Raw genomic sequence first — 12,379 nt, 5'->3', positions numbered from 1 at the left:
TCACCAGACCAGGCGCTGCGGCGCCAGCGCCCTTGCGCGCGCGGCCAGTTCGACGCTCGGCAGCACGTCGCAGGAGGGCCAGAGCCCGCTCTCCAGCCCCGCCGCATAGCCCTCCGGCAGGCCCGCCGCGCGCATGGCGGCGGCGGCGGCCGCATGGTCGTAGTCGAGCGGCAGGATCTCGACGGTGAGCGAACGCGGCCCCGGCGTCAGCAGCGAGAACCAGGTGCGCGGCGTGCCGTCATTGGCCGGCATGCCGACGGCCCCCGCATTGAGCCAGAGCCCGCCGCCGGCCAGCCGCCGCGCGAAGGGAATGCCGCAATGCCCGGCGATCACGCCCTGGCAGGCGGTCTCGGCCAGCTCCTCCAGCAGCACCGGCTCGGGCGCCGAGGCAAAGAGGAAGCGACTGATCTCCGTCGCACCGCCATGCAGCACGGCCAGCCGCCGCCGGTCGGGCAATTCGAGGTGCAGCTGGCGCGGCAGCCCGCCCATCCAGGCGCGGTGGCGCGGCGTCACCTGCCGGTTGGCATGCGCGTACCAGGCGCGGGAGAGCAGGTCACAGGCCGTGTCCTCCTCGAAGCCGCAGCCGCAATCCTCGGCCTCGGCGGCCAGGTTCTCCTCGCAATTGCCCATCAGCACCAGCGCGCCGCTCTCCATCATCAGCTCGCAGCAGGCCGCGGCATCGGCCGCATAGGCCACCACATCGCCGGTGCAGAGGATGCGGTCCCCCGCGATGCCGCGCCGCGCGGCTTCGGCCAGCACGGCCTCCGTCGCCTGGAGGTTGGAATAGGGGCCGCCGAAGACGAGCATCGGCGCATCGAGGCGAATGAGCGGGATCATGCGAGGCTTCTCCGCAGCGCGCCGCTGATGCGGTCCGCCGCCAGGGTCAGTGCGACAATGACGATGAGGATGGCGAGCACGCGGTTGAAATCCAGCAGGTCCACCGCGTTCTTCAATTCCTGCCCCAGGCCGCCCGCACCCACGAGGCCGAGCACGGTGGAGGCGCGGATATTCGCCTCCCACACATAGAGCAGCCCGCCCAGATTCTGCGGCAGCGTCTGCGGCACGAGCGCACAAAGCGCCACATGCCAGCGCGAGCCGCCCACGGCGAGGATGGCCTCGGCCGGGCGGGGGTCGGCCTCCTCCATCGCCTCGGACCAGAGCTTCGCGACGGAGCCGGCGGAATGCAGCGCCACGCCCAGCATGCCGGCGAAGGGACCGAGGCCGACGGCGGCCACGAAGAGCAGCGCGAAGACGAAGCCATCCACGCCGCGCAGCGCATCCAGCACGGCGCGCAGCGGGTGGTAGAGGGCGAAGCTCGGCGTCACCTGGCGGGTCGCGACCAGCGCGAGCGGTGCGGCCATCAGGGCGGCCGCGAAGGTACCCAGTGTCGCGATGCCCAGCGTCTCGCCCGCGCGGCGCGCGATGTCGCGCGGTTCCGAGAAATCGGGCGGCCAGGCGCCGGCGAGCCACCCCGCGAGGCGCGGCAGCCCGGCGGCGAGCCGCGCGGGGTCCGGCGCCACCACCCAGGCCGAGCCCAGCAGAAGTGCCAGGAAGGCAAGCCAGCCGACAGGCTTCACGAGGTGCGCAGCCGCCCCAGCGAACGCCCCGCCGCCTCGATCAGCGCATAGGTGGTGGGTGTGGCCGGGACCCAGCCCGTGTAGTTTGGCGGCATGACGCGCGCCGCCTGCTCGGGCGTGATGGCGAGTGCGGCGGCCGAGAGCGCCGATTTCGTCGCGGCATCCAGGTCGTGGCGCACCGCCAGCGCGTCATTGGGGAGCGGCTCGCTCTGCCAGACGATGCGCGCCTGCTCCGGCCGCACCCGGCCCGAGGCCAGCATGGCATTGAAGTTCCGGTCGAAATCGGTGGCGAGATCCACCTGGCCCGAGGCCACCGAGATCACATTGGCCGCATGGCTCGCGCCATCGCGATACTGGAAGAAGCGGCGCACATCGATGCCCTGCTGCGCGAACCAGTGATGCGGGATGAGCCAGCCGCTGGTCGAGCCCGCATCGGCGAAGGAGATGGAGAGCCCGCGCGCATCATCCGGGAAGCGCGCGATGGTGAGGCCGGCGCGGGCCAGGATGATGGCGTGATAGGTGGGCCGCCCCTGATAGAGCACCGTCGCCAAGGCCTCGGCCCGCGCCCGGTCCCGCGCCAGCACATAGCCCCAGGGGCCCATCCAGGCCGCATCCACCTGGCCCGAGCCGAGTGCCACGGCAATGCCCGCCCAATCGGTGGTGACGGTCAGTTCGTAGGGCCGGCCCAGCGCCTGGGCGAGATGCGCGAAGAAGGGCTCGAAGGCGCGGCGGGTATCGCCCGCCGTCGGCTGGAAGGGGCCGACGGCGAAGCGGATCGGCGCGCGGGACTGGGCGGCGGCCAAGCCCGGCAGCAGAAGCGGCGCGGCGAGGAAGGAACGGCGAGAGGTCATGCGGCGGGGCCTTTCATCGGATGCTCGATCCAGAGATTGGGTTCGACATAGACGGCGTGGTCCTGCTCCAGGCTCACATGCAGCGGCGTGAGCCCGCCCTCGATGGCGACAAGACCGGAGCGATCGAGCGGCAACCCCGTCCAGCTTCGCCATTCGGCGAGCGTGCCGGGGATGACCATGCTGGTCGGCGCGATCTTCACGATGCGCCCGCCGATGCGCTCATGCGACCGCACCCAGGGATCGACCGAGAAACCCTCCGGGGTGCGGCGTGCGAGGTAGTCGGCCATGGGCGTGAAGGGCTCGCGCGCCTTCGCCGTGGGGCGCACGGGCGCGAAGAGATGGCTGAGGCCCCGCGCCTCGGCATGGCGACGCATCGCCTGGATCATCAGCGCGGATTGCCCCTGCCCGCGATGCGAGGGCATCAGCGTGATCTCGAGCGCGCTCAGCGCATTGGGCGCGCGGCCGGCCGCCGCATCCAGATGCGCCATGCGGATCACGCCATCCCAGCCGGAATCGGGCAGTTCGCCCGTGTAGCGGAAGGGCACGGAAAAGGCGCGACCGACCGGCCGATCAGGCGCGGCCGGATCGAGGATGGCGAAGCTGAAGTCGAGCCAGCGCGCGAAGGCCGCCTCGCTGAAGCGCAGATCGGCCGCCGGGTCATGCATCATGAATTCCGGCCAGAGCGCGCGGAATTCCGGCGTGTCCAGCGCATCGGCCAGGTCCGGCCGCGCGCTGAGCGGCACGAAGTCCAGCATCACCGGCTGCAGGCCGCCCCGCCCAGCACGCAGAAGGTGGCGCAATGCGGATGGTTCAGCGAGACGGGCCGCGCCGCTTCGGTCAGGGTCGCGCCCAGTTCGAAGCGCTCGTCATAAGCGAGCAGCGTGCAGGCCAGAACGGCGGGGCGCGCGGCGCCCTTGCGCTTCACCACCATGCGGGAGGAGGCGCACATCATCGAATCCGGAGATTTCTTGAGGATGCCCCAGCAGGCCTCGGTGATCTCGGGCACGTCGCGCCCCGCATCCATCTCGGGGAAGAGCATCAGCGCCACGGGATCATGCGCGTCCACGGGGATGCCCCATTCGGCGAAGAGGCCCGCGAAGCCCGCGCGCATCGCCGCCTCATCCTCCGCGCCGAAGCCCGCGCGGCCCGCGACGTGCAGCTGGAACCCCTCGCGCGCCAGCCAGACCAGCCCCTCCATGGTGCGCGCGAAGCTGCCCGCGCCGCGCTCGAGGTCATGGATGGCGGCGTCGTGATGATCGAGGCTGACGCGCAGGATGAGGTTGTCCGTGCCATGCTTCGCGCGCAGCGCCAGGAGCTGGGCGGCATAGCGCCGCATGGGCTGCATCGCATTGGTCAGCACCAGGGCCCTCAGCCCGCGCGAGAGCACATCGTCCAGCATCGGCACGAGGTCGGGGTTCATGAAGGGCTCGCCGCCGGTGAAGCCCACCTCGCGCACCGGAAAATCCGCGGCCTCGTCCAGATACGCCCGCACCTCGGCAGCGCTCAGATAGACCAGCGCATCATTGCGCGGGCTGCTCTCGATGTAGCAATTGGCGCAGGTGATGTTGCAGAGCGTGCCGGTGTTGAACCAGAGCGTCTCCAACGCAGTGAGCGCGACCGTCGCGCGCCGCTCGCCCTTCAGCGTCAGCACCGGGTCCTGGAACTTGCCGGGCAGGAGCGGCGTCGTGGTCTGGCTGCGAAGGGACAAGGCGGTGCTCTCCGGGAATCAGTTCGGTGTCGCGTCGTTCAACGCCCAATCATAGGCATCTTCCGTGACGCGGGTGAGATTTCGCAGCGCGCCGGCCAGTGGCGGCGCGGCGTAGCGTGCGAGATGCGTGATCACCCCCGCATCATCGCCGCCGAAATCCTCGCGGAACCAGCGATAGATGGAGGAGACGCGCAACCCCCCGCCAGGGAGCAACGCGGCCCCACGCGGATGGTTCACGAAGGCGCGGGCGGCGGCGTCCAGATCCGCCTCCAGGCTCGCCGCGCGCCAGGCGCGCAGCGGCAGGTTGGGGCAGCCGATGGAGGCGCAGTTCACCGCGTAATGCACGCGCGGGTCCCGGAAGGTCGGGCGCATCGTGCCATGCTCGATATCGTCGAGCGATAGCCGCGCCCCCTCGATGGTGACGAGGCGCGTGCGCCAGGGCCCGAGGAACTGGCGCGGATCGAGGCCCACGCCGGTCGAGCGGATCTCCTTGATCGAGCGCACGGGATAGCGCTCCAGCACGACCTTGAGCGTCAGCGCATTGTAGAGATTGGCCCAGAAGGCGAAGGCCTCCTGGCGCGGCATGGCGGAGGGGCGGCGCGTGGCCGCCTCGGCGATCCAGGCATCGAGGGCCGCCATATCCGCCGCATTTGCCTTCCAGCGCGCATAGGCGACGCGCGTCACGCCATCGGCCGGCGTGGCGGCGTAGCGGGCGAGCAGCGCGTCGAGCCCCGGCTCGGCGGCGCCGGCCGCGGCCGGGATCAGCAGCGCGGCGGCCAGGCTGCGACGGCGGATCATTTGGCGGCAAACCTGTTCTTCAGCGGGATGGCGGCGAGCGAGAGCGCGGCCAGCCCCAACAGCGCGCCCAGGATCTGCGGCGTGAGCACGGAACCGAGGTCGAGCGTGCCGCCCGCATCCAGGATGGAGCCCAGCCCCGCGCCGCTGAGGCTGAAGACGAAGGTGCCGGGCATGATGCCGAAGAAGGTGGTGAGCACGTAGATCGGCAACCGCACGCCGACGAAGGCCGGCACGAGATTGACGAGGAAGAAGGGAAACAGCGGCACGAGGCGCAGCACCAGCAGGTAGGAGGCGGCGTTGCGGCGGATGCCCTCGGCCAGGCGCTGCGCCGGCGCGCCGAAGCGGTCCAGCGCGTTCTCGCCGAAGATGGTGCGCGCGAAGAGAAAGACGAGCGTGGCGCCGATGGTGGCGCCCAGCACCGTGAGCAGCGTGCCCAGCACCGCGCCGAAGAGAAAGCCGCCCGCGAGCGTCAGGATGATCGCCCCCGGGACGGAGAGCGCCACCGCCGCCGCATAGACCAGCACGAAGCCGCCCGCCGCCAGCAGCGCGTTGCGCGCGACGAATCCCGCCAGCGCCTCCCGGTGCCGCGCCAGCGTATCGAGCGAGAGCAGCTCGCCAAGGCCCGCCGCGCGCAACGCGAGGAGCAGGGCCAGCACGCCCAGCGCCAGCCAGAGCCGCTTGTCCCGCAGGAGCCTCATGGCAGCAGCCTCTGGATCCAGCCCACGATGCGCCGCGTCCGCGCCGAGAACAGCGAGGGCGTGTAGAAGCCGCCCGCCGCGCGCTTCGAAAGCTCCGACATCGTCGGATAGGGCGCCATCATCTGCGCGACCGCGCCGATCTTCAGCCGCTGCTGGATGGCGAGGCCCCAGAGGCCGATCATCTCGCCCGCGCGGGGTGCGAGGATCGTCGCACCCAGGATGCGCCCGCCGCCGCCCAGGATGATCTTGGCCAGCCCCTCCGTGCTGCGCTCGGCCACCGCGCGGTCATTGCCGGCGAGCGGCTGCAGCAGCACCTGCACCGGGTGGCTCGCCAGCCGCGCCTCGGCCTCGGTCAGGCCCACATGCGCGAGCTCGGGGTCGCAATAGGTCACCCAGGGCAGGGCCGCGTAATCCACCTTCGCGGGCAGGCCGAAGAGGATGTTCCGGATCAGCACGCCCGCGTGATAGCCCGCCACATGGGTGAATTGCGGCCCGCCCGCCACATCGCCCGCCGCGAAGACGCGCCTGTTGCTGGAGCGCAGCCGCGCATCCACCGTGATGCCCCGCGCCGTGGTCTCGACGCCCGCGAGCGGCAGGTCCAGCCCATCCAGATGCGGCTTGCGCCCCGCCGCCACCAGCAGATGCGAGCCGGCGATCTCCGTGCCATCGGCCAGCGTCACCCGCAGGCCGGGCGCGATGCGCGCCACCTCCGCACCCTCGATCAGCGTGATGCCCTGGCGCGTCAGGCCCTCGCGCAGGATCGCCACCGCCTCGGGCTCATCGCGCGGCAGGATGGGGCCGCGCTGGATCACGGTGACTTCGGAACCGAGGCCGCGAAACGCCTGCGCCATCTCGATGCCGATGGGGCCACCGCCCAGCACCAGCAGGTGCTCCGGCCGCTCGGTCAGCTCGAAGATCGTCTCGTTCGTCAGATAGGGCGTCTCGGAGAGGCCCGGCACGGGCGGGATGGCGGGGCTCGAACCCGTCGCCACCACGAAGCGCCGCGCGCGGATGCGCTGGCCATCCGCCGCCACCTCGGCCGGGCCGGTGAAGCGCGCCGCGGCGCGGATCACGGTGCAGCCCAGCCCCTCGAAGCGCTCCACGCTGTCATGCGGGGCGATGGCCGCGATGACCCCCTGCACATGCGCATGCACGCGGGCGAAATCCACCACGGGCGCGGCCACATCCACGCCGAAGCGCGCCGCTCCACGCGCCGCCTCCGCCGCATGCGCCGCCGCCAGCAGCGCCTTGGAGGGGACGCAGCCCGTGTTCAGGCAATCGCCCCCCATGCGGTGCTTCTCGATCAGCACGACCGAGGCGCCCATCTGCACCGCGCCCGCCGCCAGCGAGAGCCCGGCCGAGCCCGCGCCGATCACGCAGAGATCGGCGTGCAGCACGTCGCCCTTCAGGCGCGGCCGGCGGGCTGCCGCCGGCGGAATGTCATCATGGGTCATGCGGGGCCTGTCGCTGCGCTGTGCCGGGTTCGCCGGCTCCGGCGGCAAGGTTACGCGCCTTCGGCGGGCATCGCAGCACGATCGTCACAGCCAGCGCGGCGGCATGATGCGCGCCACCGCGAGGCCCCCACGATCATCCGTATCGGCCGAGAGCGCGATATGCGTCACGGCCGGCGCCTCCTCGCCGAAGGCCAGCCGGTGATCGGCGGCGACATCCACCACCTCCTCCAGCCAGGTCGCCAGCGGCGCCTCCGTGCCCCGCAGGATGATCACCGCGCCATCGCGCGGCGCATAGGGGTTGGGCAGCCGCCGGCCGGGCGGCCCGCCGCCCCAGCAATAGGTCAGGCCGCGCCCGGCCATGCCCTCGGGCGTCAAGCCACGGCGCATGAAGGAGAGCGGGCCGCTCGCGGCGAAGAGCACATGCACGGCGGCGGAGCGATCATCGGCGCCACGGATCGCCGCATCGCTCGGCGGGGCCGCGCTCTCCACCCGCCAGCGCCAGGCGAGGCGCCCGGGCGGGCCGGGAAAGGGGCGCAGCAGGAAGCCCACGGCATCCCGCGCCGTGACGGTGATGGAGCCCGCCTCATCCCAGGCGAAATGCGCGACCGCGCGGCCACGCACCGGCTGCAGCCGCCAGCCCGCGCCGCTGAGGCGCGGGTCCAGCGGTTCGGCCGCGGCGGTGCGAGGCCTGGCCAGCAGGGCCGCAAGCGGCAGGCCGAGCGCGCCGCGCCGGCTCGTCAAACCGCGGCGCGCTGCATCAGGAGCGGCCCGGCCAAGGCGCCCAGCGCCGTCACCACCAGCACCGCGATCCCATGCCAGACCAGCACCATCACCGCCGCGTTCAGCTCATGCACCAAGGTCAGGCCCAGGCTCGCGAAGGCCGCCGCCGAAAGCCCGCCCAGCGCCGCGACCGGCACCGGGCGCAGCAGCGCCGCATGCCGCGTGAGAAAGACGATGGCGACCGTCATCGGAACGCCGAGCCCGATGATGAAGCCAAGACAGGGCAGGCTGATGCCGAGTTGCAGCGCCTCCGGCCCCAGCCGCGCCAGATCCTCGAGGCAGCCCCAGCCCATGGTGACGAGCCACCCCACCACGGCCGGCACCGGCAGCAGCGCCCAGCGCTGGTCCCGGTCGGGCAGGGCGAGCTGGAAGGCGGCATAGCCGGCCGTCAGCGCCACCAGCGCGGCGGACATCAGGTGATAGAGGTCGAACCCGTCCATCAGCCAGGCGGCGAAATCGGCGCGCAGGCCAGAGACGAGCAGGGCCGCGCCGATCACGCCCGCGCAGAACAGGCACCAGAGCCCGAGCATCGCGAGCGGCGAAGGCAGCCGGTGCACCGGCTTCAAGCCGCGGCTCAACTGGGTGATGAGCTCTTCGGTCCGCATGGTCATGGCTCCTTGCCGATTTTGCGGCGCAAGGTCTGGATGGCGCGATGGGTGGCGACCTTGAGCGCCCCCATCGACATGCCCGAACGCGCGCTGGCCTCGGCGAGCGACAGGGCCTCGATCTTCGTCAATTGCAGCGCGGTGCGCTGCGAGGCCGGCAATTCGCCGACCGCGGCACGCAGTTCGGCCGCGTCCAGCCGCCGCTCGGCATCGCCCTCGGCGCCGACATGCTCGGCCGCCTCCAGCACCGTGTGGCGCGACAGGCCACGCGCCACGCCCCGCCCCCGGTCCAGCGCCCGCCGCTCGGCGATCGCGGCGATCCAGGGGCGGAAGGGCCGCGCCGGGTCATAGGTGGCGCGCACCCGGTGCAGCGTCAGCAGCGTGTCCTGCACGGCGTCCTCGGCCTCGGCGGGGTCGCTCAGCCGCCGCCGGCAGATGGCGCGCAGCAGCGGCAGGCATTCGCGCAGCAGCGCGTCATAGGCGCGCGCATCGCCGGCCTGCGCGCGCGCCATCATCTGCGACCAGCGGGCATCGCGCGCGGGCCGCTCCTCGGCCTCGCTCATGCCGGCGAGGCCATCCCAGACAAGGTCGGACGTGACACGGTCATCCTCGGCCGCGCCCGCCCGGCCCGATGCCGGGCCCGAAAGCGCCTGCCCGGTTACGGGCGGGGTGGGCACAGGGTTACGCCGCCCGAACAGAATTTCTCTCCCCCGCACGCAGGCGATAGAGAAGGTGCCTCCGCATGGGGTGCCCCTCGGGCAGGTTCGGGTGATCGAACCCGCCATCCCGCGCCATGCCAAGCTTCTCCATCAGCGCCCAGGAGGGGGCATTGGCCGGGATCGTGAAGGCCACGATCTCATCCAGCCCCAGAACATCGAAGCCATGGGCCAAAGCGGCCCGCGCCGCCTCCTCCGCATAGCCCTGGCGCTGATGCGCGGCCGCGATGCGCCAGCCGATCTCGACGGCGGGCGTGAACCACGCCGTCCAGGGGATGTTGAGCAACCCCACCAGACCGACCACCGCCCCCTGCCGCTCCACCACCCAGAAGCCGTATCCATGCTCCGCGAAATGCCGCGCGATGCGTTCGCGGAAGGCCTCGCTCTCCGTCACGTCCAGCGGCTTCGGAAAATGCCGCATCACCGCCGCATCGCCGTTGATGGCGGCGAGTGCAGGGCCATCGGCCGCGACCGGTGGCCGCAGGACCAGGCGGTTGGTGTGAAGGATGGCAGCCATGCCTGACCCTATCCGCCCGGGCGCCGCCTCGGCTACACCAAGCCAGTCTCAAAAACAGGAGAGTGCGATGGGCTGGCCGACGCGGACGGGCCTCACTTCGCTGGGCGACGTGACCACCCTCTCGGGCGAGGTGATCCGCGACGCGAAGCTGAGCTGGAAGACCCATGGCACGCTCTCCCCCGCGCGGGACAACGTCATCCTCTACCCCACCAGCTATTCCGCCCAGCACCAGGAACTGGAATGGCTGATCGGGCCGGAGGGCATCCTGGACCCGACGCGCTGGTTCATCCTCCAGCCCGACATGTTCGCCAATGGCCTCTCCTCCAGCCCGTCCAACGACCCGGACTACCCCGCGCTCGTCACCTCCTGGGACAATGTCCAGGCGCAGCGTCGGCTGCTCCTGGAGCAGTTCGGCGTGGAGCGGCTCGCCTGCGTCTATGGCTGGTCCATGGGCGCGCAGCAGGCCTATCACTGGGCCGCGATCTTCCCCGAGGCGGTGGAGCGCATCATCGCCATCTGCGGCAGCGCGCGCACCGCGGTGCACAACCAGGTGTTTCTCCGCAGCCTGATGGCGGTGCTGGAAGCCGCCCCGGAACACATCGGCGGCGGGCGCTTTTCCGCCCCGCCCATGGCCGCACTCCGCGCCTATGGCCGCATCTACGCAAGCTGGGCGCTGAGCCAGGATTTCTATCGCGCCGGCCGCCACCTGGTCAGCGAACCCAGCCTCGAAGCCTTCCTGGTGAACCAGTGGGAGGCGCGCTGGACGGCGCGCGACGCCGCGAACCTCTACGCCCAGGCGCGCTGCTGGGATGCGGGGGACATCGCCGCCAACCCGATCTACGGCGGGGACCTGACCCGCGCGCTGGCCGCCATCCAGGCGCGCGTGCTGCTGATGCCGGGCGAGACGGACCTCTATTTCCGCGTGGCCGACAATGCCGCCGAACTGCCGCATCTGCGCCAGGCCGAGATGCGCGTCATCCCCAGCATCAATGGCCACCGCGCCGGCAATCCGCTGGGCTTCGCCGAGGACACGGCATTCCTGAAATCCGCGACACGTGCCTGGCTGGAAGCCTGAACCCAACCGGTCTAGCCTCCTCCCCCGGAAGGAACGCCCGATGACCCTGATGAGCCTGGACGCGATGGCGGCGAGCATCCCCGATGGGGCGATGATCGCGCTGCCGCCCGACAACTCCCTGCCCTCCGTCGCCTTGGCCAAGGCGCTGATCCGCCGCGGTGCCAAGCGCCTGCGCCTGGTGGGCGTGCCGATCTCCGGCTTCGCGACCGACATCCTGATCGGCGCCGGCTGCGTCGAGCAGGTGGAGACCAGCGCCGTGACGCTGGGCGAAGCCGGCTTCGCGCCGCGCTTCTCGGCGGCGCTCAAGGCCGGGAAGCTGCGCATCCTGGATGCCACCTGCCCCGCCATGCACACCATGCTGCAGGCGACCGAGAAGGGCGTGCCCTTCATGCCCCTGCGTGGCCTGATCGGCAGCGACATCCTGGCCAACCGCCCCGATTGGAAGGTGATCGAGAGCCCCTTCGGCACGGGGGAAAAGATCACCCTTCTCCCCGCCCTCAACCCCGATGTCGCCGTCTTCCACGCCGTGATGGCCGACAGCGCCGGCAATGTCTGGGTCGGGCGGCGCCGCGAATGCGCGACGGTCGCCCATGCCAGCAAGCGCGCGCTCGTCACCGTCGAGCGCGTGGTGGAGGGCAATTTCCTGGAGGATGAGCGCCTCTGCCCGGGTGCGATCAACGCCACCTACATCTCGGGCTACGCCATCGCCGAGCGCGGCGCGCATCCCTCCGCCCTGCTCGACGAATACGGCTTCGACACGCAGTACGTCATGGACTACGCCCGCGCGGCCAAGACCGAGGCCGGCTTCGCCGCCTGGTGCGCGGAACATGTCTTCGGCAATCAGGCGGTGGCCGCGGAATGAGCTACCGTTCGGAAGAATTATTGGCCGTCTGCATCGCGCGCCTGATCCGCGCGGTGCCGACCTCGCATATCGCCGTCGGCGCCGCCTCGCCCATCCCGGCCGCCGCCTGCTGGCTCTGTGTGAAGCAGGGCGTGCCGCTGCGGCTCTCGCTGCTGCACAAGCGCACGGGCAACCCCTTCACCGATGGCTCGCGCGAGCTCTTCGACCTGACGGGCCAGGGCCGCGTGGACCTCTTCTTCCTGGGCGGCGGCGAAATCGACGGCCAGGCGAACCTCAACCTCATCGGCACGGGTGACTGGCCCGGCATGGAAGTGCGCTTCCCCGGCAGCTTCGGCTCGGCCTTCATGTATTTCATGGCCGGCCGCACGATCCTCTTCCGCGAAGAGCACAGCCCGCGCGTGCTGGTGGACCGCGTGGCGCATATCTCCGCCCCCGGCGTGTCCGAGCCCGGCGTCTATCGCCGCGGCCACGCCCAGGCGCTGGTCACCGGCCGCTGCGTCTTCCATTTCCACCCGGACCGCGGCCGCTTCTCGCTCGCCTCCATCCATGCGGGCGAGACGCTGGAGAGCATCCGCGCCATGACCGGCTTCGATTTCGACGTGGCCGATGATGTGGGCGAAACGCCGGCGCCGACGGAGGAGGAGCTCGCTTTGCTGCGCGGCGCGGTCTGCGACGAGATGCTGGAGACCTATCCGGATTTCTGCGCCCGAGTCTTCGGCCGCCAGCGCGCGGCCTGAG

Annotated in this window: 15 protein-coding genes; 3 read left to right on the top strand and 12 right to left on the bottom strand. The window is 71.4% G+C overall.

Annotated elements, in window-relative coordinates; genetic code table 11:
• From KTR66_RS00955 to KTR66_RS00900, 12 genes are all read right to left on the bottom strand, one after another.
• On the bottom strand, positions 1 to 837 hold the full coding sequence (locus KTR66_RS00955; protein ID WP_213609423.1) for a metallophosphoesterase: 837 nt from the start codon (positions 835 to 837) through the stop codon (positions 1 to 3).
• Positions 834 to 1,577 carry a phosphonate ABC transporter, permease protein PhnE gene (gene phnE, locus KTR66_RS00950; RefSeq protein WP_213609421.1) on the bottom strand — a complete coding sequence of 248 codons (744 nt, stop codon included), beginning with the start codon at positions 1,575 to 1,577 and terminating at the stop codon, positions 834 to 836. The genes KTR66_RS00955 and phnE overlap by 4 nt, the downstream gene beginning before the upstream one ends.
• Positions 1,574 to 2,428 carry a phosphate/phosphite/phosphonate ABC transporter substrate-binding protein gene (locus tag KTR66_RS00945; protein WP_213609419.1) on the bottom strand — a complete coding sequence of 285 codons (855 nt, stop codon included), beginning with the start codon at positions 2,426 to 2,428 and terminating at the stop codon, positions 1,574 to 1,576. Before KTR66_RS00945 ends, phnE begins: the two co-directional genes overlap by 4 nt.
• A complete protein-coding gene (locus tag KTR66_RS00940; protein ID WP_213609418.1) occupies positions 2,425 to 3,183 on the bottom strand; it encodes a hypothetical protein in 759 nt (252 codons plus the stop codon). Before KTR66_RS00940 ends, KTR66_RS00945 begins: the two co-directional genes overlap by 4 nt.
• The gene (locus tag KTR66_RS00935) at positions 3,183 to 4,136 is read right to left on the bottom strand and encodes a radical SAM protein (protein ID WP_213609416.1); all 954 of its coding nucleotides are present in this window, start codon (positions 4,134 to 4,136) and stop codon (positions 3,183 to 3,185) included. The genes KTR66_RS00940 and KTR66_RS00935 overlap by 1 nt, the downstream gene beginning before the upstream one ends.
• A gap of 18 nt (positions 4,137 to 4,154) precedes the next feature.
• Positions 4,155 to 4,934, bottom strand: a complete 780-nt coding sequence (locus KTR66_RS00930) for a DUF547 domain-containing protein (RefSeq protein ID WP_213609414.1) — start codon at positions 4,932 to 4,934, stop codon at positions 4,155 to 4,157.
• Positions 4,931 to 5,632, bottom strand: coding sequence for a TVP38/TMEM64 family protein (locus KTR66_RS00925; protein WP_213609412.1), 702 nt, complete (start codon positions 5,630 to 5,632; stop codon positions 4,931 to 4,933). Before KTR66_RS00925 ends, KTR66_RS00930 begins: the two co-directional genes overlap by 4 nt.
• The gene (locus KTR66_RS00920) at positions 5,629 to 7,086 is read right to left on the bottom strand and encodes an NAD(P)/FAD-dependent oxidoreductase (protein ID WP_213609410.1); all 1,458 of its coding nucleotides are present in this window, start codon (positions 7,084 to 7,086) and stop codon (positions 5,629 to 5,631) included. Before KTR66_RS00920 ends, KTR66_RS00925 begins: the two co-directional genes overlap by 4 nt.
• 84 nt (positions 7,087 to 7,170) lie before the next feature.
• The gene (locus tag KTR66_RS00915; protein WP_213609408.1) at positions 7,171 to 7,827 is read right to left on the bottom strand and encodes a DUF3047 domain-containing protein; all 657 of its coding nucleotides are present in this window, start codon (positions 7,825 to 7,827) and stop codon (positions 7,171 to 7,173) included.
• A complete protein-coding gene (locus KTR66_RS00910; RefSeq protein WP_213609406.1) occupies positions 7,824 to 8,471 on the bottom strand; it encodes an NrsF family protein in 648 nt (215 codons plus the stop codon). Before KTR66_RS00910 ends, KTR66_RS00915 begins: the two co-directional genes overlap by 4 nt.
• A 2-nt stretch (positions 8,472 to 8,473) precedes the next feature.
• Entirely contained in the window at positions 8,474 to 9,148 is a 675-nt protein-coding gene (locus tag KTR66_RS00905) for an RNA polymerase sigma factor (protein WP_371818965.1), read from the bottom strand.
• A gap of 4 nt (positions 9,149 to 9,152) precedes the next feature.
• Positions 9,153 to 9,704, bottom strand: a complete 552-nt coding sequence (locus tag KTR66_RS00900; RefSeq protein ID WP_213609404.1) for a GNAT family N-acetyltransferase — start codon at positions 9,702 to 9,704, stop codon at positions 9,153 to 9,155.
• Between the two features lie 67 nt (positions 9,705 to 9,771).
• On the opposite strand from KTR66_RS00900, the gene KTR66_RS00895 reads away from it, so the two are divergent.
• Genes KTR66_RS00895 through KTR66_RS00885 form a run of 3 tightly spaced genes read left to right on the top strand, consistent with a single transcriptional unit; the run spans position 9,772 to position 12,378 of the window.
• A complete protein-coding gene (locus KTR66_RS00895; RefSeq protein WP_213609402.1) occupies positions 9,772 to 10,779 on the top strand; it encodes an alpha/beta fold hydrolase in 1,008 nt (335 codons plus the stop codon).
• Positions 10,780 to 10,819: 40 nt separating this feature from the next.
• Positions 10,820 to 11,641 (top strand): CoA transferase subunit A, encoded by an 822-nt coding sequence (locus KTR66_RS00890; protein ID WP_213609400.1) that lies wholly within the window; start codon positions 10,820 to 10,822, stop codon positions 11,639 to 11,641.
• Positions 11,638 to 12,378 (top strand): CoA synthetase, encoded by a 741-nt coding sequence (locus KTR66_RS00885; protein WP_213609398.1) that lies wholly within the window; start codon positions 11,638 to 11,640, stop codon positions 12,376 to 12,378. The genes KTR66_RS00890 and KTR66_RS00885 overlap by 4 nt, the downstream gene beginning before the upstream one ends.
• Position 12,379 lies beyond the last annotated feature (1 nt).

This window comes from Roseococcus sp. SDR (assembly GCF_019083995.1).
In the GTDB taxonomy this organism is placed as follows: domain Bacteria; phylum Pseudomonadota; class Alphaproteobacteria; order Acetobacterales; family Acetobacteraceae; genus Roseococcus.
This window is presented reverse-complemented; position numbering and strand designations above follow the sequence as displayed.